Below are 24,004 nucleotides of genomic sequence, written 5' to 3' on the forward strand. Positions count from 1 at the left end.
TTATAGTTATCCGAAAATTAGAAGAGCCATGCTCAGTAAAGGGTAAAAGGCTCGTCAGCAGGACGAACTCATTTCTCCCATTGCTCAAGCAAAATCGAAACAAATTTTTCTGCTGCAGGAGATAACGAGGCGCCTCGTCGGTAAACCAGCCCCAGTGAGCGGTTCACAATGGGCTCTACCAACGGGATGCTGACCAACGTCGGATGATCCACGGCCGGCATCGCCAGGCTGGGTACGGCTGATACCCCGAGCCCAGCCTCCACCAGGCCCAGCGACGTCGAAAGATGTTGCACCTCATAGAACCACTGCGGGCGCCAGCTCAAACTCGACAAGGCATGATCGAGCAACATCCGGTTGCCGCTCAGGCGTCCGACGCCGATCAGACGGTAATTGCTGAGTTCAGACCAGGTCACCGCACTGCGTTCGGCCAGTTCATGATCGCGTCGACACGCTAAGACAAAAGGCTCGTCGACCAAGGGGACGAACTCTATGTCGGGGTGCTGGCCGCTCATCATATTGATGCCGAAGTCGGCTTCGCCGCGCAGCACCGCCTCCAGCCCTTCGTTCGCGCTCAGATCGAGCAGGCGGATACGGATCTGTGGATAGCGCTCGTTGTAGAGGCGTATGACCGAGGGCAGGAAGTAAAAGGCCGCGGTGGGGATGCAGGCCAGGGTGACGCGGCCGCTCTGGCGCTCGGCCAGCTCGCGGATATTGAGTATCGAGTCGTCGAAGTCGTCCAGCAGGCGTCGGGCCTTGGGTAGAAAGTCCCGACCCACGCTCGTGAGGCTCACCCTTCTTGTGGTGCGATCGAGTAGCGATGTACCCAAGCCTTCCTCAAGTTTTTTCATTCGTCTGCTCAGTGCTGGCTGAGACAGGTGCAAGGCTTCGGCCGCCTCGTGGAAGCTGCCAAGTTCCGCGATTTTCACGAAAGATCGAATGTCATTCAGCTCATATTGCATTTTTTATACCTCAACCGGGGAGGGCGGCGGCGCTCGCTCATCCTAATTTTTTCATTCGTCAAACGCAATAATCGGGCTGATATTTGCATTGGAAACATTTTTCAAAGCCTGCAACTCTTGCTTCAAGAGCATTAATCAACCCGATTGATCAATAAGAGTTAGTTTTCATGCAGCGAATTCCTTGTGTGCTTATGCGCGGTGGTACGTCCAAGGGGCCGGTATTTCTCGCCTGGGACCTCCCTGATTCGATCGAGCAGCGTGATGAGCTGTTGCTCAATCTGATGGGCTCTGGCCATGAATTGGAGATTGACGGGATCGGCGGCGGAAGCCCACAGACAAGCAAGGTCGCAATCGTCAGCCCATCCCTGCACCCGGATGCCGATGTCGACTATTTGTTCGTTCAGGTCATGGTGTCCCAACGTCGAGTCGATACCGCGCCCAATTGCGGCAATATGCTCTGCGCCGTAGGCCCGTTTGCCGTTGAGCAAGGGCTGGTCAAGGCCTCCAAAGGCCGCACGCTTGTGCGTATTCGCAACCTCAACACCGGCACCTTTGTCAACGCCGAGGTCTACACCCCCGAAGGAACGGTCAGCTATGAGGGCGATACCGCCATTGACGGCGTGCCGGGGACTGCAGCTCCCGTGCAACTGACCTTCCTGGATGCCGCGGGCAGCAAAACCGGCAAGCTTTTCCCGACGGGGCAGACGCAGGACGTGATTGACGGCATCCCGATGACCTGCATCGACATGGCCATGCCGATGATGATCATCGAGGCGGGCCAATTGGGTAAGCGGGGTGACGAAAGCCCTGCTGAACTGGACGCCGACAAGGAGTTCCTGGGGCGTCTGGAGTCCCTGCGCCTGCAGGCCGGCCTGGCAATGGGCCTGGGCGATGTGAGTGACAAAGTGATTCCCAAGCCCGTTCTGGTGTCACCGGCCAAGGCGGGCGGAACCCTTCAGGTGCGTTATTTCATGCCGCACAATTGCCACCGCGCACTGGCGATTACCGGCTCTATTGGCCTGGCTACCGCGTGCGTGACCGACGGCAGTGTGATTGCGCAATTGCTTGGTGGGGTGAGCGAGCCGCGCTTGAAACACGTGCGGATTGAACATCCAAGTGGTGGAATAGACGTCGTATTGTCCTACGCCGGTGCCCAGGGTGAGACAATTCGTGCTTCGGTCGTGCGTACATCGCGCAGGCTGTTCTCCGGTTATGTATACGCTGCGGCTTCCCGACGACTCGCCGGATAACTCCCCCAAGTCATACCGTTTCTGCATCAGAACAATTCTAAAAATGGGTGATGCCATGAAGTTTGTAAAATCGCTCTACGTCCAGATTCTCTTCGCCGTGCTGTTGGGCGTGCTGGTCGGACATTTCTGGTCGCAGCAGGCCGTTGCCTTGAAGCCGCTGGGTGATGCCTTCATCAAGCTGATCAAGATGATGATCGCGCCAGTGGTGTTCTGCACGATCGTCACCGGTATCGCCGGCATGAGCGACAAGCGCTCCCTCGGGCGTTTGTTGAGCAAGACCATGCTGCTGTTCCTGGGCCTGACCGTGATCAGTCTGATCATCGGCCTGGTGTCGGTCTACCTGTTCAAGCCCGGTGTGGGCATGAACATCGACCCTGCACAATTGAGCACCAAGGGACTGTCGCAGTACACCGACTCCGCCGCGAAGCTGGGTGTGGTCGAGTTTTTCATGCACATCATCCCGGAGACGTTCATCGGTGCTTTCAACAAGGGTGAAGTGCTGCCGGTGTTGTTCATTGCGGTGCTGTGCGGTTTTGCGCTTTCGGCCATTGGCGAGCGGGGCAAGCCGGTACTGGAGGTACTGGAATCTGCTTCACACATGGTGTTCAAGATCTTCTCGTACCTGATGCGCTTCGCTCCAATCGGCGCCTTTGGTGCCCTGGCGTTCACGGTAGGGCAGTACGGCATTACCTCGCTGGGCTCGTTGGCCAAGCTGATCATGACGTTGTATATCGCCTGCGCGTTCTTTGTCTTTGTGGTGCTGGGCAGCATTTGTCGCGCCCATGGCTTCAGTCTTTGGAAGTTGCTGCGCTACTTGCGCGAAGAATTCCTGGTGGTACTCGGGACGTCCTCTACCGAGCCGGTGATGCCGCGGATGCTGGAAAAACTCCAGGCCCTGGGTTGCAAGAAAAGCGTGGTGGGGCTGGTGTTGCCCACGGGCTATTCGTTCAACCTCGACGGCACGGCGATCTACCTCTCGCTGGCCGCCGTGTTCATTGCCCAGGCCTGTAACATCGACCTGAGCCTGACACAGATCGTGACCATGCTGGCAATCATGTTGCTGTCCTCGAAGGGCGCGGCCGGTGTCACTGGCTCGGGCTTTGTCGCACTGGCGTCGACCCTGACGGTGATCCATGACATTCCCCTGGCCGGCCTTGCCTTGCTGATCGGTATCGACCGCTTCATGTCCGAAGCCCGAGCGCTGACCAGCCTGGCCAGCAACGCCGTGGCGACCGTGGTGATTTCCCTCTCGGAGAAAGCCTGTGACCGCGAAGTGCTGATGCGGACCCTGGAGGGCAAATCTTCGCCCGTCGCGACCCCGGCCCCAGGCTGGGAGGGTGTGAAGGCTCCCGAACACGTCTGAGCGGTCGCGGCCCAGGCCAGCCCCCCTTAGTTAAATCAATGAATACCCCCGCCAGGCACCGTTGGTCGTGCCATCTGGCGGGAACGGGGTCGCGCGCCTGCGCGTTGACCACGCTACTCATAAGAACAAGAGAACTTACCTATGCTCGCATTGCTTGGCTTGGCCATGGTGGTGGTCTTCACCTTCCTGATAATGACCAAACGGTTGTCGCCGATTGTGGCGCTGACGGTGGTGCCTATCGTGTTCGCCGTCATCGGTGGGTTCGGTGGTACAACCGGCAAGATGATGCTCGATGGCTTGAAAATGGTCGCGCCTTCAGCCGCGCTGCTGCTGTTCGCGATCCTGTTTTTCGGCTTGATGATTGACGCCGGTTTGTTTGACCCGCTGATTCGCAAGATCCTCAAGCGTGTCAACGGCGACCCGATGAAAATCGCGATCGGCACCGCCTTGCTGTCGCTGGTGGTGGCACTGGACGGCGATGGCACCACCACCTACATGATTACCTGTGCGGCCATGCTTCCGCTGTATAAGCGTATCGGCATGAACCCGATGATTCTGGCCACCATTTCCATGCTTTCCCTGAGCATCATGAGTGGCATGACTCCTTGGGGAGGGCCCGCGACCCGCGCGATCGCAGCGTTGGGCCTGGACGCCGGTGCTTACTTCGTGCCGTTGCTGCCGACCATGATCGGCGGCGCAATGTGGGTGGTGTTCACCGCGTTTCTGCTCGGGCGTGCCGAGCGCAAGCGTATCGGTAACGTTCAATTGCAGAGCGGCGGCGGTAACTGCTACATCGAAGCAATCCTTGAGGACACGCCGCACAAACGCCCGAAACTGGCCTACGTCAACCTGCTGCTGGTGATCGCGGTGATGGTTGCGTTGGTAATGGGCCTGATGCATTCGGCGATCCTGTTCCTGATCGGGTTCGTGCTGGCATTGATGATCAACTATCCGCAGTTGGACATTCAGAAGGAACGCATCCTTGCCCATTCGGGCAACGCCATGACCGTCGTACTGCTGGTGTTTGCCGCGGGCATTTTCGCCGGGATTTTCTCCGGCACCAAAATGGTCGATGCCCTTGCGCAGACCCTGGTTGACTGGATTCCGCCATCCTGGGGGCATCTGTTCCCGCTGGTGGTGGCGATTACCAGCATGCCGCTGACATTCGTGCTGTCCAACGATGCTTACTACTTCGGGGTCGTGCCGATTCTGGCTAACGCTGCCGCCGCCTATGGCATCGATCCGGTGGAGATCGCCCGCGCATCGATTCTGGGTCAACCGGTCCACCTGATGAGCCCGTTGGTTGCTTCAACCTTGTTGTTGGTCGGTATGGTCGATCGCGATATCGGCGACTTCCAGAAAGCCACCGTCAAATGGGCCGTACTCACCTCATTGGTCATCACGGCGCTGGCCCTGTTGACCGGGGCGATCAGTCTCTTTACCTGATTCAACCAAGCCACCTGGCTTTTTCTGACGCGCCTCACTCGCGAGGCGCGCGACTTCCTGCACCTCAAATAACAACAATGAGTAGTTTGCCATGAGCACTTTGCATTCCCGACGGGCACTGTTTTCAGTTATTGGTTTGTTGCCGCTGGCCACTGCCAGTGCAGAAGGATTTATCGACGACAGCAAACTCAAGCTGCAATTACGCAACGTCTATTTCAATGAAAACTTCCGCGACGAACATGGCATGAGCGCCCGAGCCGCGAGGACGGCGAAGAGCGAACGCACGGAGTGGGCCCAGGGATTTCTGTTGGATTACCAGTCGGGGTACACCCCCGGCACCCTCGGGTTCGGGGTCGATGCCCTGGGCCTGGTCGGGGTCAAGCTCGACTCCGGCCGTGGTCGCAGCGGCACCGGGTTGTTGCCCGTGCATAACGACGGGCGTGCGGCTGACGAGTTTGCAAGCCTGGGTGTGACCGCCAAAGCCCAACTGGCCAAAACCACCGTCAAATACGGCACCTTGTTACCCAAGACACCGGTGCTGATCTACAACGACGCGCGCCTGGTACCGCAAACCTTCCAGGGCGCACAGATCAGCAGCCTCGACATCCAGAACCTGACCCTCACCGGGGGCCACCTGGATCGATTCAAGTTGCGTGACTCCAGCAACAGCATGCCGATTGTGCCCGATGGTTACAGTGGAGATAAATCCGGGGACTTCAACTACGCCGGTGCCGACTACAAGTTGGGGAAAAATACGCGGTTGAGCTACTTCTATGGCGAGTTGGAGAACTTCTATCGCCAGAATTTTGCCGGTATCCAACACGATCTGCCCCTGGGCGGCGGCGTGCTGACCAGCGACCTGCGCTACTTCAACAGTGTCGATACCGGCTCTGCCTACGCAGGCAAGATCGACAACGACATGCTCAGCGGCCAACTGTCCTACGCCATCTCAGGCCACACCTTGGGCGGCGGGTATCAGGCCCTCAGGGGCGACGCCGGTTTGCCGTATATCAGTGGCACCAGCATTTATTCGTTCAGCAATGCCGGCATAGGCAAGTTCGTCGAGGAAGATGAAAAAACCTGGATGCTGAGCTACGCCTATAATTTTGCCTCCCTCGGCGTACCGGGCCTGACGTTCTCCACCCGCTACTTGAGCGGTAACGACGGCAAGTCCACGACCAAGGTCAAGGAGTGGGAGCGGGACGCCGAACTGGCCTACGTCGTGCAACAAGGCACCTTCAAGGGGCTGGGCGTGCGGTTGCGTAACTACGTTTACCGTGCCGACTATTCGCGTGGCCGGGACAGCAACCGTATTTACTTTACCTACGACATCGCACTCTGGTGAAATCGCTGATTGCGGCCATGCGATGTTTGCAGGCCGCTTTTTTATTGGCGGCTTCATAAGATGAGACGAAGGAATTAAATGATGTCGTTCAAAACTAAAATACTGTTGCTGACCTTATTACCGGTGATGTTGTTTGCGCTTGTTTTAGGTTTGAGCGCCCGTAGTACATTGCAGTCCCAGGCCGAGCAGGAAGTTGCGCAGACTCGCGAGCGTCTGCTCGAAGAAAGCCGTACTCGGCTCAAGGACTACGCGAGCATCGCTCGCACTTCCATTACCGAACTCTATGATCAAGCGGCTGCCGGGGACCTCGCCAGCCGAGCCCTGGCAATCAGCCGATTGGCAAAAGTCAAATATGGTGAAGACGGCTATTTCATCGGCTATGACAGCCAGGTTGTGCGCCTGTTTCGCGGTGACAGCAGCGAAGGCGTCGGCACCAATATGAGTGACCGCAAAGACATCAACGGTAAGTTCTTGAACCGTGAAATGGTCGAAGCGGCGAAAAACGACACGCACTTCGTCACGTATTCAGGTGGGGTCGTCAACACCGATAAGGTCGTGCCCAAGCTTGCTTACAGTTTTTATCTGCCCAAATGGGACATGGTCGTGGTCACCGCGATCAACCTGGACAGCATTGAAGTTCAGGTGGCCAAGGTGCGCGCCGCTGTTGACCTGCGCATAAATAACCTGATGTACAGCATTGTGCTGATCGCCGTCGCGCTGATTGGCATTATCGGGGGCCTGGCGCTTGTGCTGGTCAAACGCAGTTTACGTCCCTTGACCTTGATTCGGGCTCACCTGGACGAAATCGCTGCGGGGGAGGGCGATCTGACGCGGCGGTTACCGCAGGTCAGTCGCGACGAACTGGGGCAATTGGCTGGTTCGTTCAATGCCTTTATCGAAAAGATCCACAGTCTGGTCAGCCAGATCGTTGCCATGAGCGAACAGTTGACGGGGTCGGTCAGTCGTGTGGCCGAGCAGAGCAGGCACATTGATCGTGCCATGGATCAGCAGCGCCAGGAAACCGACCAGGTGGCGGCCGCCATAAACGAGATGTCATCGGCGGCGCAGGAGGTGTCGCTCAGCGCGCAAAATGCTGCAGAAGCCGCCGTCGAGACCGACAAGCAGTCCCAGCACGCAAGGCAAATCGTCAATGGCAGCATCACTCGGATGCAGGCACTCACCGTGGAGCTGGATGAGAGCGGTGTCTCCATGACCAGCCTTCAAAACGATGTGACGTCGATCGTCACTGTGCTGGATGTTATTCGCTCGATTGCCGAGCAGACCAATCTTCTTGCTCTGAATGCGGCAATTGAAGCGGCCCGTGCCGGTGAGGCGGGGCGCGGTTTTGCCGTGGTTGCTGACGAAGTGCGCGCGTTGGCCAGTCGTACTCAACGCAGTACCCAGGAAATCCAGGTGATGGTTGAGCGTCTCAATAGCGCAACCGGAAGTGTGGTCAAGGCGATGCACCACTCTACCGAAGCCGCTCAAGGCGCGAGTGCGCAGGCTGATCAGGCGGGTGAGTTCCTGGGCAATGCGGTCGAGCTGATCGCAACGATCAATGCGATGAACGCACAGATCGCCAGTGCCGCCGAGGAGCAGACATCGGTGGCTGAAGAAATCAACCGGGGGGTCCATCAGATCGCGCGCGCCATTGACTCGGTGGCCAACCAGACGCAACTGGGGGTCAAGACCGTCGATGAGCTGTATACCATCGGTAGTCGGATGCAAGGTTTGCTGGGGCAATTCAAGATTTGATGCCCTGAGGCTGCATTGACACGAAGCACGGGGCAATGCAGCCCAAGGCGGTGATTTATTTCATGCCATATCCGAGGGGGAAACGAAAGCGCTCGTTCATCACGCGTTGACGGTCACTGCCCTCTGTTTGCGATACAAGATTGTCGTCGCGGTGAACCCGCACAGCGCAGCAAACATCAGCCAGTAGGCCGGTGATGCTTTATCGCCTGTCGCCTGCACCAGCAGGGTCGACACGGCAGGCGTAAACCCACCAAACACCGCAGTCGCCAGACTGAATGCCAGGGAAAACCCGACAACACGTACGTTTTGCGGCATCACCTCTGTCAGTGCGGCGACCATCGCGCCGTTGTAAATACCAAAGAAGAAAGAGAAGTACAGCAGTACGGTGAGCAGTCGTTCGAAACTTGCCGCTGCGGCCAGCCAGTGCATGGCCGGATACGCCGTGAATATGCACAACAGGGAAATGGCCAGCAATAAGGGGCGACGGCCAATACGGTCGGAGAGCGTGCCGCCGATGGGCAACCAGATGAAGTTGCTCAGGCCGACTAAGAGCGTGACCACCAGGCTGTCGGTGGTGCTCAGGTGCAGTACGGAGCGGCCGTAGGTGGGGGTGTAGACCGTAATCAGGTAGAACGTAGTGGTGGTCATCGACGCCAACAGTCCGCCTGCCAGTACCGTGCGCCAGTTGTCGCGCATGGAGCGAAACACTTCATTGGCGCTGGGGTGATGCCGGCGCGCTTTGAACGCTTCGGTTTCCTGCAGGGAGCGGCGGATGATGAAGATGAACGGAATAATCACGCAGCCGATGAAGAACGGGATCCGCCATCCCCAGGCCGCGACCTCGGCAGCCTCCATGGAGGCGTTGATGGTGTAACCCAGTGCGGCCGCAAGAATGATCGCCACCTGTTGGCTGGCCGACTGCCAACTGGTGTAGAAACCGCAGCGGCCCGGTGTCGCGATTTCAGCCAGATACACTGAAACGCCGCCCATTTCCGCGCCGGCGGAGAAGCCCTGCAACAGCCGCCCCAGCAACACCAATATCGGCGCCGCGATACCGATGCTGGCATAACCGGGCACCAGTGCAATCAATACCGTGCCTGCCGCCATGATCGAGAGCGTCACAATCAGGCCCTTGCGCCGTCCAACCTTGTCGATGTAAGCCCCCAGCACGATAGCGCCCAGCGGACGCATCAGGAACCCGGACCCGAATACGGCGAAGGTCATCATCAGCGAAGCAAACTCGCTGGTGGCAGGAAAAAACGTCTGGGAGATGTAGGCCGCGTAGAAGCCGAACAGAAAGAAGTCGAACTGTTCGAGAAAGTTGCCGCTGGTGACGCGCAGAATGGCGCCCAGTTTCGACCCCCTGGACGGGGTTTCTTGCGTTGTTGTTTTCATCATGGCTACCGTGGTGATCAATATTGTTTTTGGAATGACGGTCTTAACGATCAGTCGCTTGCGGCGTTAATCGGGTTGGGTTGACGTTTTTCGATGGAGTATTTGAGCAGCGCGGCGCTGCGGAAGATGCCGTGGGCGAATTTGCTGTAGGGCATGGTCAGGAAAAAAGCCATGACCAGGCCGAGATGGATCGCCAGCAACAGGCCCAGGGCAAAGGTTTCGCGAAACGCCAGGAGCGCCAGGCCGCTGGCGCTGATGAGAAACAGCAGCGCGATAAAGCCGCGATCCATAGGTTTTTGCTGTTCGTCACCCTGTTCGGCGTTGCGACGCAGGTTCAACCACAAGAGCCCCGCCGGGCCGATCAGCAACCCGAGCCCGCCCGTGATGCCGAGCATCACCGGCACGCTCAGGACCGGGTAGGGGGCCGACCAGCCCAGCAGGAAATGGTAGAGCGTGGCCACAGCGGTGGCGGCGAAGCACAACATGAAGCCGTAGAACGTGAAGTGGTGCATGCGCCGCCGCCACAAGGTGAATTGATCATCCGCGTTATTGCAGCCCTCGCCATGGCCGCCATCGAGGTACTTGAGCGTGGCAACATTGGCGCTCGCTTCCATGGCCGCGGATCTTGTTTGCTGGCACGAGGCATCGACCGGCGAGACATTGCGCCAAAAGCGCCGCACGCCGATCGTCAATGCGAGAACCGCGAAACCAAATACGGCGCCGAACATCAGGGCCAGGGTGTTATGCGGGAAGATCCCGTAGAAATTCCCCCCGGGCATTGCCGTGAACAGATTGCCCATCACCAGCAACGTCAGGCAGAGAAACAGGGCGAGTCCCGCACCGGATGACAGCGCCAGGGTCAGCCCGTTGCGCCGGTATAACGCGCCCATCACCTGCGGCCAGGCGTACTCGGCGTACGTGTCGAGGCGGACCTTGGCCATGGCCTTGGGCACATTGATCGCAAATTCATGCGGTGCCGCGTATTGGCAGGCATGCAGGCACGCACCGCAGTTATGGCAAAGGTTCGCCAGGTAATGGATATCCGCCTGGGAAAATTCCAGGCGTCTGGTCATGGCCGGGAATACCGCGCAGAAGCCCTCGCAATAACGGCAGGCATTACACACGGTCATTTGTCGCTGGACTTCGCTTTCATCAAGGTTGAGGACGGCAATCAACTCGCCCGGCGCCTTGGGATCAAACAGCTGCATGTTGCGGCTCCTGGACTGAAGGGGACATGAAACCGGCCGCGGCGGCGGCTTGCACGCCGGCGATGCGACCGAATGCGGTACCAATGGCCATGCCGATACCGGCGGTATAGCCCTTGCCCAAGACGTTGCCGGCCATCATTTCTCCGGCGACGAACAGGTTCGGGCTCGCTTTGCCGTTGAAGTGAACGGCGGCCGTTTCGTCGGTGGCCAGGCCTAAATAGGTGAAGGTCACGCCTGGCTTGAGGGGGTAGGCGCAGAAAGGCGGCTTCACCAAGGGGCGAGCCCAATGGCTTTTGGCGGGTGTCAGCCCCTCGGTGCGGCAATCGTCCAGGGCGGTGTGGTCGAATGTGCCGACGCGGCAGGCCGCGTTGTAGGCCTCGATGGTGCGGACAAATGCCGTCACGGGTAGCTTTAACTGACGGGCCAGGTCTTCCAGCGAGTTGGCTTTGGTGCCCGGAAACACCGGCGGCATGAACCGACCGAGGGCTTGCTGGTCGATGATCGAGTAGGCTTGTTGACCGGGTTGGCCCGCGACCAGGCGCCCCCAGATCGCATAACGCTTGGGCCAGAAATCCTCGCCTTCATCATAGAAACGTTCGCCGTCGCGATTGACCACTACGCCCAGCGATACGCAGTCGATACGGGTGCAGATCCCACCGTCATACAAGGGGGCGCGGGCATCGATGGCCACCATGTGCGCTTGGGTGGGGTCACCGATGAAGTCGGCGCCCAGTTGCTGCATGCGCCGAAGCAGTACGCCGGTATTGAAGCGCGTGCCGCGAATCAGAAAGTTTTCCGAAGGCCACTCTCCACGCGCGTTTTGCCCCCATGCTTCGCGCAGCCATTCGCGGTTGGATTCGAATCCGCCCGCCGCCAGCACGCAGGTCCTGGCCTGGATGCGCTCGGCGGGCAAGCGTTGTCCATCAACCTCACGTTCACTCAGGTGGGCCGCGACGAATGTTCCATCCTTTAATTCAATGTCGGTCACTTGAGCGTTGTAGCGGATGCTCACGCCCAACTGCTCGGCGCTGCGGTAATACGCATTGACCAAGGCCTTGCCGCCGCCCATGAAAAACGCATTGGTGCGCGCGACGTGCAGCGCGCCGGACAGCGACGGCTGAAAATGCACACCATGGGCGCGCATCCAGTCCCGGCAGTTCGACGAGGCACGGATGACCAGGCGAGCGAGCTTTTCGTGAGTCATCCCGCCGGTGACCTTCAACAGATCCTGCCAATACTCCTCTTCGGGGTAGGTCTCGACCAAGACATCCTGCGGTGCGTCGTGCATGCAGCGCAGGTTGCGGGTGTGTTGCGAGTTGCCGCCGCGCCAGGCCTTGGGTGCACCTTCAAGCAACATCACGCTGGCGCCGGCCTCTCGAGCCATTAACGCAGCGCACAAGGCGGCATTGCCGCCGCCAATGACTAATACGTCGATCATCATCACTCCTCGAGCGCGAGGAGGCATGAACAAAGGGCTCCTCGCGAGTGGCGAGACCTTAGGGCAGCAAGCGTTGGGTCGAAAGGCGCGTTATCGGTTGGGGTGTTTAGTTTTCGTAAAGGCTGCGCGGGTTGCCGCGTGCCTTGAAGGCCGGTGCGGTGCGCTTGAGATTACGGTGTGACGTCCTCGATCCATGAGGCGCCGGGCCACTGCTGATCAAGGACCAGCTGTCGCGCCACCTCGATGATGACCCGTCGCGCGGCCAGGGCCGCGGGCGCCAGCTCATCATCCGGCAGCGTCGCCAGCAGGTTTCGTCGACCGACGTGAGCATCGGCAATTTCCACCACCGAAAGCCCCGTTTCACCTTTGAGCGCCACCGCAGCGCCGGGCTGGATGGTGGCGGCATGACCTGCGCGTACAGCGTTCATCAACACGGCCAGGCCATCCACCTCCATGATGATGTTGGGCGTCAACCCCGACCGTTCAAAGGCCGCCATCAGCGTTGAGCGCAAACCGTGCCGCGCACTGGGCATCACCAGGGGAAGTTGCCCCAGATCGGCCATTTGCACATGGGAGCCTTGCGGCGCATCAGGGAGGTGTGGCGAGCAGATGACGAAGAGTTTCTCGTCCAGCAAAGGCGTCACGCTCCAGCGCTTGCCTCCTTCAAGTTGAAACAAAACGGCCAGATCGATTTGGCGGGCATTCAGTTGCGTGGCCAGATGCCCGGACAGCATCTCGATCAGGTGCAATTGAATATCCGGATAACGCGCCCGCATCGCACCGATCAGTGGCAGGGCAAGCACCGTGGCCGTCGTGGGCGGTAATCCAACGGTGACATACCCGCTCATTCGGCCACGGTGTGCCGCCAGGATCGCATTGTCTGCTTGCCTCAGGCACAGCTGGGCAGGGTGCAGGAATGCCATTCCGGCAGGGGTCGGCGTTACGCCGGTGCTCGAGCGGTTCAGCAGGCGAGTTGAGAGTTCGCTTTCAAGTTTCGCGATTTGCTGGCTCAGCGCCGATACACCCACATCCAATTCAAGGGCGGCGCGCCCCAGGCTGCCGTGCTCGACTATTTTTACGAAATAGCGCAGTTGTCTTAATTCCAAGCGTTACGGCTCCACTTCAAATTGATACCGGCCCAGCTGGCGGCGGGGATGAGCAATTCAACCTCTCGCGCCGCGCGATGATAAAGGTGACGTGCCGTTGCTGGAATTGGCGGTAAGGTGTGGTAACCGACGTGATCCTGCCGGTTGCTCAGTTGGCTGAAATCCTCCATGACCGCGCGCGAAGCGGGCTCGTTCAGACTATGCTCACGGCCACTGCAGGCAATGTAATCGTCTCAATTGTCGGCCACCAAGGAAAGGAGTCTGTATGTGTCTGGCTTCTCCAACCCGATCAAGCTATCGATACAGGCTGTCCGCAGGTGCAGGCAGATTACTGTTGGTCAATCCCAGGCATTATGGAGAACAGTATGAACACTGAACCGTTGCACACAATCTTGTGGCGCCTCGCCAGCTGCTTGACCGGGCTTGCAATGGTTGTCGCCAATCCGGCGCATGCCGACAGCGGTGTCGCCGGCAGCCCTACCGCAAGCTATAGCATTGCCTTCAGCAACTCCTACGCCGGCAGCGATTTTCGCAAGGTGATGGTGCGCAACTGGCAGGAGATGGCGGCCCAGGCGCAAAAGGACGGCTTGATCGGGGAGGCTCCGGTGGTCAGCGCCAATAACTCGGCATCGGAACAAGCGGCCCATATCCAGGACATGATCGTCAACGGCGTGAACGCCATCGTCATCCTGGCCGCATCCGACACGGCCCTCAACGGGGTGATCCGTGATGCTTGCAACGCCGGCATCGTGGTGGTTGTCATGGCCAGCCTGGTCACCGAAGGTTGTGTGTATACCGTGGACTACAACTGGTCTGCCATGGGCCGCGTGGAGATGGACTACATCGCCGAGCGCCTCAAGGGCAACGGAACGCTGCTGGAGATCCGCGGCATTGCCGGCGATGCTACCGATCAAAACATCAGCGACGGCATTCGCAAGGCTGCCAGCGACTATCCGGGCCTGAGGTTCGCCAAGACCGTGTACGGGAACTGGACGGCTTCCATCGCACGCAAGGAGGTGGCGCTGGCGCTGCCGTCGCTGCCCCGCATTGATGCTGTCGCTACACAGGGGGGCGACGGTTATGGCGCGGCCATGGCATTCAAGGCGGCGGGGCGTCCGTTGCCGATCATCGTGATGGGGAACCGCCAGGACGAACTCGCCCTGTGGAAACAGGAGCGCGATGCCAATGGCTACGAGACCGTCTCCGTCTCCGCGTCCCCGAGCGTGTCCCAGGTAGGTTTCTGGGTGGCTCAGCAGATTCTGGCGGGCAAGCAGGTACCCAAGTTCGTCGAAGTGCCGCTGGTGCGTATCGATGCGAAAGACCTGGACACCTGGCTCGCCACGATGCCGGTGGGAGGCGCCGCCAATCCTTCCTATAGCCAGGCTTCCGTTGCGGCGATGATCGATGCGGCCATCAACCATACGGCGCCGTCGGCGCCTTTGCCGGAGGTTACGAAACAGTAGTGGCGGGCGGGGAGCGAGGCGCCATGTTCAGATTCAAGCCTGCCACAGACAGGCCCATTGCCGTCAGGATCGGCCTGGCGGTCGCCGCACTGGTGTTCCTGATGCTGGCGGTATCGCTAGTGAACCTCTACGGCCTGCGAGGCATGGTGCGCGCGGTGGATTCCGCCAGCCATTCCGCGGAAATTCTGGCTTCGGTCAACGGTGCTACCGGGCGGGTGGAAAATTTCATCGCCACCCGCGACCAGGAAAGCCTGGACCAGGCCGAAGGCATGGTAGCGACGGCTATCGCCGGCCTCTCTGCCATTCCGGTGGCAGAGGCGCAATCGCTCAAGGGCAGCCTGGAAAGGCTCGCCTCGGCGATCACTGCCTTGCGGGCGGCGACCCTGACCATGGATGGCGAAACGGAGAACATGACCGCCCACTACGGGCGGATGCGAGAGGCGACGATCCTCGTTGAACAGGGCATCGCCGATGGGCTGAAGGGCGTGGACGCCCGCGCCGCTGAGCACCAGGTGCGGGTGAGCAACCTCGAAAGCGCTCATCGCATCCTGGATATCCTGCGCAACGGCGAACGGATCATCACCGCCCATGTGGCCAGGATGCTGGTAACCGATGACGGGGCGGCCGCCATCGCGGCACGCGACGCCAGCGTGGCGCTCTCTCCTGTGCTCGAGCAATTGCGCGAGGTGATGGGGGCGCCGCAGGAGCAAGAGACCGTGGACCAGTTGGCGACGGCGATCGCTGCTGCCAGCGCAGCGCTGGAGCACCTTGGCGAGGCGCCCAAGCGTCAGGCAGGCGAGGCTTTGCGGCATTTCGCCGCCGTCGAGGATGTGGTCGAGCGCATCGAGGAAATGCTGGGTGACGTGGAAAGGCGTGTTGCCCATGATGCAAGCGACATTCAGGCCGCCACCGGTTTGCTGCACAATGCCGCCGCGTTATCCAAGCGTTTCGCCGAGCGTGTGGCGACCCTGGAGGCGCAGACCTTGTCGTTTCGCCTGTCGCCGTCGCCCGAGATCGCCAGCGCTGTCGGCGATATCCTGAACGAGCTCTCCCGTCTCGCGCGCGTTCTCCCTTCGTCCGTGGTGCTGCAAGCCAAGGCGACGCCCCTGACTGTCAGCGATCAGATTGCCGGCTACCGGACCGCGTTCGCCAGGTTCGATCAGGCGAGCACCGCCTTGAGCGGCGCACGCGACCAGGTTCGCAACGAGGCACGCAGCGCCGGCCTGCTGGTTGCGCGCTTCGCGGGTGAAGCGCGCTCCGACGCCTTGATCCACAATGATCGCGGCATGCTTGCGACGATAGTGGCGGGGGCCGTCGCCCTCCTGCTGGCCGGCGCCATCGCCTGGAGCACATCGCGATTTGTCGCGCGGCCCATCGTGGCCCTGGCCTCGGTCATGCGCCGGCTTGCGGCCGGCGACCTGAACGCCAAGATCGCCAGCGCCGGGCGCGGCGACGAGATTGGCATCATGACCCGCGCCGTACAGGTGTTCCAGGAGAATGCGCTGCGCATCCGGGTGCTGGAGGCCGAGGCCGAAGCCGAACGACAGCAAGTCCAGGCCTCGTTGGAGAGAATGGTCGCCGAACGGACCGACACGCTGCACCACCAGACCGAGGTGCTGGAGGCGCAGGCCGTCGAACTGATTCAGGCGCGCAACCAGGCCGAGACGGCTAACCAGGCAAAGAGCGATTTCGTGGCCACGGTCAGTCACGAACTGCGCACCCCCCTGACCCTTATTCTCGCCCCCCTGGAGCAGCTCTCGGCGGCGACCACCCCGCCAGCGGACTGGCGCGTGCAAATCGAGCGCGCCCAACGCAACGCGCTGCGCTTGATGAGCCGGGTGAACGAGATCCTCGACTTCTCCAAGGCCGAAGCGGGCAAGGTGGAGTTGTTTCCAACGCCCGTTGACTTGAACAAGGCGGTGGGTGTGCTGGCCGAGGATGCCGCCCTGGTGGCGCAGGGCAAAGGCTGCACCTTGACCTGCAGCATCGATCCCACGCTTGGCACGGTGTTCCTGGACCCCCGACACTTCGAGAAGATTCTGCTCAACCTGGTGAGCAATGCTATCAAGTTCACGCCCGCTGGCGGCACCGTGCACCTGGCAGTGACGCCGATCGATGGCGAGCGATTTGAACTGGCGGTGCAAGACTCGGGAATTGGCATTGCGCCAGACAAACTGCCGTTGCTGTTCCAGCGCTTTTCCCAAATCGACAACTCCGCCACGCGCCATTACAGCGGCACAGGCATCGGTCTGGCGCTGGTCAAATATCTGGCCGAACTGATGGGCGGCGAAGTCGGCGTAAACAGCGAGCCCGGAACGGGGTCGTGCTTTTTGTACGACTTCCGCTCGGGGCTGAGCACACCAGCGTGCCGATCGAAGCCGGCGATAGGATGTACGAGCGCTCATCACCGAGCGTAACCGAGCAGCGCCACCTGCGTTTCGACGACGGCCGCCAAGGCGGTCGCGGCGACCCGGCTTCAACGCCAGGCGCGGACGACGAGCCGCACCCGGATCACGCCTTGCGATCCAGGGTACTGGTGGTAGACGACAGCCCGGAAATGCTGAGCTATCTCAGCGAACTTCTGCAAAGCGATTACCTCGTCGCCACCGCGGCGGATGGAGAGCAGGCCTGGGCACTCCTGCAGCGTCGGCCCATCGATGTCGTCGTCTCGGATGTGATGATGCCGAAACTCGACGGCTTTGGCCTGACCGCCAGAATCAAGGCCAGCGCCGGTTTTGCCCATTTACCCGTGATCCTGGTGACCGCCCGCGGCGGCAGCGATGCCTGCGTCTCCGGGCTGGAGAGTGGCGCCGATGACTATATCGCCAAACCCTTCTCGCCGCTGGAGCTCAAGGCTCGCGTACGCGCGGCGTTGCGCATGAGCCAGGTGCAAACCGAACTGCATGCCAAATCCCGTCAGGCGGGCATGGCCGAAATCGCCACGACGGTGCTGCACAACGTCGGCAACGTCCTCAACAGCGTGAACGTCTCGGCAGAACTGGTCAGCACCCAGATGCGCGCTTCCAAAGCCCAGGGGCTGAGCAAAGTGGCTCAGCTGATGAACGAACACATCAATGACCTGAGCGAATTCCTCACGACCGACCACAAAGGAAAGATGCTGCCCGACTACCTGCTCAATCTGGCCAAGGTGGTGACGGCGGAGCAACAGAGCATCATCGAAGAACTCGGGCGACTCACCCAAGGCATTGACCACATCAAAACCATTGTCGCCGCCCAGCAGTCCTATGCCGTTACGGTCAGTGTGGTCGAGACAGTGCCGGTGCCGGAGTTAATCGACGATGCCTTGCGCCTGAGCGCCAGCTCAATGGCGCGCCAGGAGGTGATAGTGGTCAAGGACATTGCCGACTTGCCCCTGCTGCCGCTGGACCGGCACCGGGTGCTGCTGATTCTGGTGAACCTGATCACCAATGCCAGGCAGGCGATGGACGACGTGATCGATCGTAGCCCGTGCATTACCTTCGGCGCCTCTCTCGTTGAAGGGCCCGTATTGCGTATCACGGTGGCGGACAACGGCAATGGCATTACACCCGAGCACCTGGCGCGTATCTTTTCGCATGGCTTCACGACGCGCCAGGACGGTCATGGTTTCGGCCTGCACAGCTGCGCGCTCGCCGCTCAGGAGATGGGCGGCAGCTTGGCCGTGCACAGCGACGGGGCCGGGCAGGGCGCTACCTTCACTCTCGATATTCCTATCGATGCTGCGCAGCGTAAGTGATGAGCGCTGAAACAGGCACAGCCTGCCGGGCGAGCGTACCCCTCTAGGTCAGTGGGCCGCCCAGCTGTCGACCAGCGAACGAACGCTGGCCAGATTGGAGGAAGCAGTGGGTGGCCACTACTGAAAGAATGCCGCCCACTTTTTCCTCAAACACGACGAGGCTCGCCCTCGGCAATTTCGCGCATCAGACTCAGGTAACGACGCGCTCCCAGCCCCAGAGGTCGGTTTTTTACCCAGATGATATCGACCCATAACCGCATCTGACTCGGCATGTAGTCAAACACCACCTCCGTCAATGCGCCCGACGTGATGAGCGGGTGTACCAGCGGTTGTGGAAGATAAGCCCAACCCAATCCTTGCTGCACCAGGTCCAGCGTGGCCAGATAATTGTCGCTGTGCCAGATCCGCCGCGACAGCACAACACGTGGGTCTGAGTCTGCAGGTCCTCCAGTCGCAACGATGATCTGCCGAACGTTGACCAGTTGCTCCTCACTTAAGGGGCTTTTCTTGCCGGCGGCCGCTGGGTGATCTGGAGCAGCAACTGCTACCAGCAACTGGCTCCCCGCTTCAAGAAACGTCTCGCGCTCGTCAAGCCCTGGTCGTTCGAAGCCCAGTGCCAATTGCACACGCCCTTCATGGAGCATGCGCATCGCCTCCGGATGGGACGCGGAGCGAATCTCGATTTCAAGCGTGGGAAACTCACTGGCGATAATCGACAGCGGACGATTCCATATGCCTGTTTGCAACTCTGGCGCCATTGCCAGGACCAAGCGCCCCTCCAACCCTTGATGAAGCTGGAGCGCATGCGCGTCCAGCAGGTTTAACTGGCTGGCGACCTGTCGTGCCTGGGGCTCCAGTGCTTTGGCGGCTGCCGTAGGAATGGCTTTGCGGGTTGATCGGTCAAAAAGCAACAAATCCAGCTCTGCTTCAAGCTGCGACACCGCCATGTTGATGGCCGAGGGTACCCGGCCTAACTTTCGTGCTGCGGCGGAAAAGGAGCCGCTGTCCATGACGCAGAGGAAGACTTTAAGGGACTCGCTGGTAAACGCCATAGTCGTCGTCAGATTTTCTGATAATGGTCGTCTTTGTTTATCAGGTTTATTGGTCTAGTTTCTACTCTCTTTTCAAATTAAATACGTGGGGCACACCATGTTGGGTACAGAATTGAGGGGGCATGTAGCACTTGTCAGTGGTGCAGGGAGTGAATCCGGGATCGGTATGGCTATTGCTCGCAGGCTAGGTGCATCCGGGGCGAAGTTGATCATCACTGCCAGCAGCAACCGCATTACTGATCGGGTTGAAGAGCTACGCCTTGAAGGGTTTGAAGTTGAAGGCCGGCCAACTGACCTCACCGATGAAGTTCAAGTGCGTGAATTCGGCCTATGGGCAGAGTCAGTCTGGGGACGGGTCGATATTCTGGTGAATAATGCCGGTATGGCCATGCAAGGAAGCCCTGAGGTTTTCTCGGAATTGGCAACGATGGAACTGCATGAGTGGAATCTTTCACTGGCCAGAAACTTAACCACCGCTTTTCTTCTGACTCGGGCCGTTTTGCCCGGTATGAGGGCGCGAAGTTACGGGCGCATTGTCAATATCAGTTCTACCACGGGCACTCGGGGGAGCAATCCGGGCGAAGCCGCTTATAGCGCCGCCAAGGCCGCGATGGTGGGCATGAACATGGGCCTTGCACTTGAAGTCGCCAAGCAGGGGGTTACCGTAAACAGCGTAGCTCCCGGCTGGATCACCACCGGGTCCACCACGCCTGTTGAAGCAGAGGCAGGGCGCTTTACCCCGATTGGGCGGGCAGGCAGCCCCCGCGAAGTGGCGGCGGCGGTTGCATTTCTGGCATCGCCTGACGCCAGTTACATCACGGGTGAAGTCCTCGTGGTGGATGGCGGCAACTGTCTGGTCGAGAACAAAGCCTCTCACGCCTGAGGTCAAGACGCAGGCGGTGTATTTTCTTTTGGCTAGAAGTAACACAGCGCGTGTTAACTACTAAGCCGGCGAACAAGTTTTAATGCTGTCCAGCGCGATCAATGAATGATTCTGGATGGGGGCTGTAACTGTGATTTAAAAAAGCGCGATATATCAAAGAATAGTTGAGTTCTTTGAGCTGTATTCGGCTGCCATTCAGGAACAGATCTTTAATTAATTTTATATAACTAACATAGGGTTTTTATCATGTCGAAAAGTGGAATCAGTGAATCAGCGATTGCTGCTTTTACCGCCTCCGAGCGTGCCCGATTTATAGAAAACAACCCAACCTCACTGGCGCTGGCCAAGCGCGCCAAGGCGAATTTGTTCAACGGTGTTCCCATGCACTGGATGAGTGATTGGTCGATGCCTTCGCCGCTCTTCGTCAAGCGTGCCAAAGGGGCACGCTTCACCGATGTTGACGATCATGAGTACATTGACTTTTGCCTCGGCGACACCGGCACGATGTTTGGCCATTCACCTGATCCTATCGCCCGCGCCATCGCCGAGCAGGCGAATAACGGCTTGACCACGATGCTGCCTGGCGAAGACGCGGTGGTCTGCGGCGAGCTGCTGGCTCAGCAATTCGGGCTGCCTTACTGGCAGGTGACCGCCAATGCGACTGACGCCAACCGTTATGTGCTGCGCTGGGCGCGCGCCATCACCCAGCGCAACGTCTTGCTGGTGTTCGACGGCTGCTATCACGGCACCGTGGATGACGTGATGGTGCGCTACCGCGACGGCAAAACAGTGCCCCGTCCAGGTCTTGTGGGCCAAGCCTACGACTTGAGCCAGTACAGTCGATCCATCCCCTTCAACGATGTCGCCGCACTGGAGGCTGCGTTAGCCCAGGGCGATGTGTGCGCGCTGATGTGCGAGCCGGCGATGACGAACATCGGCATGGTCCTGCCCGATCCGGGATTCATGCAAAAGTGCCGAGAGTTGACCCTCAAATATGGCAGCCTGTTGGTCATTGATGAGACCCACACTATTTCCACCGGCCTCGGTGGATGCACTCGCCAGTGGGATTTGAAACCCGACTTTTTCGTGGTGGGTAAACCCATCGCAGGTGGTGTGCCTTGCGCTGTTTTCGGCGTTACCGAGCAAGTTGCCTTGGCCATGCACGAGGCGCAGAAAAGCATCAGCGAAGAGAGTGGCGGGCATGGCCACAGTGGGATGGGAACGACGCTGTCCGCCAATGCCCTGGCGATGCGGTGCATGCGCGCCAGTCTTGAGGAGGTCATGACCGGCTCTGCCTACCAGCACATGCTGTCTGTCGCCTCAAGGCTGGCCCAGGGATTTCGAGCGTTGTTCAAGCGCCACCAACTGAACTGGTCTGTCACCGAGTTGGGCGCCCGTTGTGAGTTTCAATTCTGTGCCACTTCGCCCAGAACCGGTGCGCAAGCCGAGGCGGCTTTTCATGACAGCCTTCAAATGGCGCTGCACCTCTATCTGATCAATCGCGGCATCCTGATTACGCCTTTTCACAATATGACCCTCTGCTGTCCGCAAACAAGTGAGGCGGATATCGACAGGCTGATCGGTGAGTTGGATAGCGCGCTGACCACACTGCTTGCCCTGCCTGGTGCTCGGGTCATCTCTGCATAACTTGACGTCTGACGTCCCACTTTTCTCACATCCTGCCAAGTCGCTTGAAGGAGCGCTAAGAGGTTTGACATGCAATTTGCTGATAAAAAAGAGGCCTTAGACTATCTGGCCGCCCACCCTGAAGTGCTGAGCATCGAGTTGTTTCTTATCGACGCCAATGGTGTTCCACGGGGCAAACTGTTGCATCGCGACGAGCTGCTGGCGATCTACGAAAATGGTCGGCCGCTGCCAAGTTCGATTCTCGCCTTGACCGTGCAGGGTGAAGACGTAGACGAGACAGGCCTGGTCTGGGATGTCGCTGACGCTGATTGCTGGACCTACCCCTTATCGGGCAGCCTGACCTTGCAGCCCTGGCGCACCAACCCAACAGGCCAGGTGCAGGTGAGCATGCACCCCACCCAAGGTCTTCCTGCCGCGCCGGCCGACCCGCGCCATGTACTGGTGAACACCATCGAGCGGCTCAAAGCCGATGGATTCCATCCGGTCATGGCGGTTGAGTTGGAGTTTTACCTGCTGGACCAGCAACGCGACGTCAACGGTCGGCCGCAACCTGCGTTGCAGACCAATGGTGTACGCCCTCAAGCACCACAGGTGTATGGCGTCTACGAACTGGAGCAGGTTCAACCGTTTCTTGATGACCTCTACGCTGCTTGCGCGCTGCAAGGGCTGCCGGTACGTACGGCGATCTCCGAGTACGCGCCGGGCCAGCTCGAGTTGACGCTGGAGCATCGTTTCGACGCACTCCAAGCTATCGATGAAGGCGTACGTTACAAACGTTTGGTCAAAGGCGTGGCCAACAAGCATGGGCTGCAAGCGTGCTTCATGGCCAAGCCATTCAGCGATCAGGCCGGTAGCGGTATGCATTTGCACGTCAGCCTGGCCGACGAGCAGGGTCACAACCTGTATGCGAGTGAAGACCCACAGGGCACGCCGCTGTTGCGTCACTCCATCGGCGGGATGATGGCGACCTTGTTTGACTCACTGGCGATATTTTGCCCCCATGCCAATTCATATCGACGCTTCCAGACCGGTAGTTACGCACCGCTGGCCAAAAGCTGGGGCGTCAACAATCGCACGGTGTCGTTCCGCGTGCCCGGCGGCCCTGCGATCAGTCGGCACATCGAACACCGCATTTGCGGGGCCGATGCCAACCCCTATCTCGCCGCCGCCGCAGTGCTTGCGGGCATTCACCACGGCATCACGCATCAAAGCGATCCTGGCGCGGCGATTGTGGGCAATGGCTATGAGCAGGCGACTGAATTTCTACCCACCGACTGGCTCACAGCGTTGCAGGCACTGCAACGTTCAACGTGGGCACGCGAGGCGCTGGGCGCTGAATTCCTGAAGGTGTTCCTGGCGATCAAGTGGCGTGAGTTCCGTCAATTCAATGCAGAGGTCGGAGAGCAGGACTGGCGCTGGTACCTGACTCACGCATGAGTGTTGGCCCGTCAGCATTGGTTTGGTGCACGCTATGTTGGATTTAAGCTTCAGTGAGCCCAGCGAGGTCGTCAAGCGCCTCTGCGGTCGCTTGCGCACAGAGTGCTTGGCGATGGACATGACACAAGCCGAATTGGCCGGGCGTGCCGGCATCGGCACCAACACCGTGTCCAACCTTGAAGCCGGGCGCAATGTCGGATTCGAAAACGTCGTTCGGGTGGCGATGGCTCTTGGCCTAACCAAGGAGCTTGAAGGCCTGTTCCTGCCAAAGCTGGACAGCATCGAAGATATTCGGCGCTACGAAAACAGCGCCAATTGTCTCCGTACAAAGAGGAAGTCCGGCAATGCTTGAGCAGGTGAACGTCTTCTACGAGGGCTGGAATGAGAGATGGCAATGGGGCACGCTCGTCTCCACGACAGCCCTGACCGGTCGCCCGCTGATCGTGTTCGGCTGTTCAGCGTTTCATGTCTTGATGCGAAGCCCAGGTGGGATTTGACCCATTTATCGATTAAGTGATTGA

18 protein-coding genes and 3 pseudogenes are annotated in these 24,004 nt (G+C 59.5%); 15 read left to right on the forward strand and 6 right to left on the reverse strand.

Annotated elements, in window-relative coordinates:
* Window positions 1-68: 68 nt before the first annotated feature.
* Window positions 69-959 (reverse strand): LysR family transcriptional regulator, encoded by an 891-nt coding sequence (locus tag AB4O05_RS17660; protein WP_460136295.1) that lies wholly within the window; start codon window positions 957-959, stop codon window positions 69-71.
* Between the two features lie 167 nt (window positions 960-1,126).
* Here AB4O05_RS17660 and AB4O05_RS17665 point away from each other — a divergent pair, with 167 nt between their 5' ends.
* The 6 genes and pseudogenes from AB4O05_RS17665 (at window position 1,127) to AB4O05_RS17690 (ending at window position 8,118) form a co-directional block, all read left to right on the forward strand.
* Window positions 1,127-2,209 (forward strand): 4-oxalomesaconate tautomerase, encoded by a 1,083-nt coding sequence (locus AB4O05_RS17665; protein ID WP_460136294.1) that lies wholly within the window; start codon window positions 1,127-1,129, stop codon window positions 2,207-2,209.
* A gap of 43 nt (window positions 2,210-2,252) precedes the next feature.
* Entirely contained in the window at window positions 2,253-3,572 is a 1,320-nt protein-coding gene (locus AB4O05_RS17670; RefSeq protein ID WP_460136292.1) for a dicarboxylate/amino acid:cation symporter, read from the forward strand.
* Window positions 3,573-3,713: 141 nt separating this feature from the next.
* The gene (locus AB4O05_RS17675; protein WP_460136291.1) at window positions 3,714-5,018 is read left to right on the forward strand and encodes a CitMHS family transporter; all 1,305 of its coding nucleotides are present in this window, start codon (window positions 3,714-3,716) and stop codon (window positions 5,016-5,018) included.
* Between the two features lie 91 nt (window positions 5,019-5,109).
* Entirely contained in the window at window positions 5,110-6,363 is a 1,254-nt protein-coding gene (locus AB4O05_RS17680; protein WP_460136290.1) for an OprD family porin, read from the forward strand.
* A gap of 126 nt (window positions 6,364-6,489) precedes the next feature.
* Window positions 6,490-7,260 (forward strand): annotated as a pseudogene (locus AB4O05_RS17685) (cache domain-containing protein); the annotation flags it as partial.
* Window positions 7,261-7,362: 102 nt separating this feature from the next.
* Entirely contained in the window at window positions 7,363-8,118 is a 756-nt protein-coding gene (locus AB4O05_RS17690; RefSeq protein ID WP_460164915.1) for a methyl-accepting chemotaxis protein, read from the forward strand.
* Window positions 8,119-8,217: 99 nt separating this feature from the next.
* Here the strand turns inward: AB4O05_RS17690 and tcuC are convergent, their stop codons facing one another.
* The 4 genes from tcuC to AB4O05_RS17710 form a co-directional block, all read right to left on the reverse strand.
* Entirely contained in the window at window positions 8,218-9,516 is a 1,299-nt protein-coding gene (tcuC, locus tag AB4O05_RS17695; RefSeq protein WP_460136289.1) for a tricarballylate/proton symporter TcuC, read from the reverse strand.
* Between the two features lie 47 nt (window positions 9,517-9,563).
* Complete coding sequence (gene tcuB / locus AB4O05_RS17700) at window positions 9,564-10,721, reverse strand: tricarballylate utilization 4Fe-4S protein TcuB (RefSeq protein ID WP_460136288.1); 1,158 nt, start codon at window positions 10,719-10,721, stop codon at window positions 9,564-9,566.
* Window positions 10,708-12,159 carry an FAD-dependent tricarballylate dehydrogenase TcuA gene (gene tcuA, locus AB4O05_RS17705; protein WP_460136287.1) on the reverse strand — a complete coding sequence of 484 codons (1,452 nt, stop codon included), beginning with the start codon at window positions 12,157-12,159 and terminating at the stop codon, window positions 10,708-10,710. The genes tcuB and tcuA overlap by 14 nt, the downstream gene beginning before the upstream one ends.
* A 170-nt stretch (window positions 12,160-12,329) precedes the next feature.
* A complete protein-coding gene (locus tag AB4O05_RS17710; RefSeq protein WP_460136286.1) occupies window positions 12,330-13,265 on the reverse strand; it encodes a LysR family transcriptional regulator in 936 nt (311 codons plus the stop codon).
* A gap of 365 nt (window positions 13,266-13,630) precedes the next feature.
* On the opposite strand from AB4O05_RS17710, the gene AB4O05_RS17715 reads away from it, so the two are divergent.
* The 4 genes and pseudogenes from AB4O05_RS17715 to AB4O05_RS17730 all read left to right on the forward strand — a co-directional run bounded on the left by AB4O05_RS17715 (window position 13,631) and on the right by AB4O05_RS17730 (window position 18,464).
* Window positions 13,631-14,728, forward strand: a complete 1,098-nt coding sequence (locus tag AB4O05_RS17715) for a substrate-binding domain-containing protein (protein WP_460136285.1) — start codon at window positions 13,631-13,633, stop codon at window positions 14,726-14,728.
* A gap of 23 nt (window positions 14,729-14,751) precedes the next feature.
* Window positions 14,752-17,145 (forward strand): ATP-binding protein, encoded by a 2,394-nt coding sequence (locus AB4O05_RS17720; RefSeq protein WP_460164767.1) that lies wholly within the window; start codon window positions 14,752-14,754, stop codon window positions 17,143-17,145.
* A gap of 140 nt (window positions 17,146-17,285) precedes the next feature.
* Window positions 17,286-17,606, forward strand: a pseudogene (locus tag AB4O05_RS17725) (response regulator transcription factor); the annotation flags it as partial.
* 564 nt (window positions 17,607-18,170) lie between these two features.
* Entirely contained in the window at window positions 18,171-18,464 is a 294-nt protein-coding gene (locus AB4O05_RS17730) for an ATP-binding protein (protein ID WP_460164916.1), read from the forward strand.
* A 146-nt stretch (window positions 18,465-18,610) separates the two neighbouring features.
* On the opposite strand, the gene AB4O05_RS17735 is transcribed toward AB4O05_RS17730, so the two are convergent.
* Entirely contained in the window at window positions 18,611-19,516 is a 906-nt protein-coding gene (locus AB4O05_RS17735) for a LysR family transcriptional regulator (protein WP_460136283.1), read from the reverse strand.
* A 97-nt stretch (window positions 19,517-19,613) separates the two neighbouring features.
* Here AB4O05_RS17735 and AB4O05_RS17740 point away from each other — a divergent pair, with 97 nt between their 5' ends.
* From AB4O05_RS17740 to AB4O05_RS17760, 5 genes and pseudogenes are all read left to right on the forward strand, one after another.
* A complete protein-coding gene (locus AB4O05_RS17740) occupies window positions 19,614-20,399 on the forward strand; it encodes an SDR family NAD(P)-dependent oxidoreductase (protein WP_460136282.1) in 786 nt (261 codons plus the stop codon).
* Between the two features lie 246 nt (window positions 20,400-20,645).
* Complete coding sequence (locus AB4O05_RS17745; protein ID WP_460136281.1) at window positions 20,646-22,046, forward strand: aspartate aminotransferase family protein; 1,401 nt, start codon at window positions 20,646-20,648, stop codon at window positions 22,044-22,046.
* A gap of 69 nt (window positions 22,047-22,115) precedes the next feature.
* Entirely contained in the window at window positions 22,116-23,483 is a 1,368-nt protein-coding gene (locus AB4O05_RS17750; protein WP_460136280.1) for a glutamine synthetase family protein, read from the forward strand.
* A 34-nt stretch (window positions 23,484-23,517) separates the two neighbouring features.
* Window positions 23,518-23,835: a helix-turn-helix domain-containing protein gene (locus AB4O05_RS17755; RefSeq protein WP_460136279.1), complete on the forward strand. Its 318-nt coding sequence runs from the start codon at window positions 23,518-23,520 to the stop codon at window positions 23,833-23,835.
* A pseudogene (locus AB4O05_RS17760) lies at window positions 23,828-23,932 on the forward strand (serine/threonine protein kinase); the annotation flags it as partial. The gene AB4O05_RS17755 and the pseudogene AB4O05_RS17760, both read left to right, overlap by 8 nt.
* Window positions 23,933-24,004: the final 72 nt, after the last annotated feature.

Source organism: Pseudomonas sp. S1_G07 (assembly GCF_054668565.1).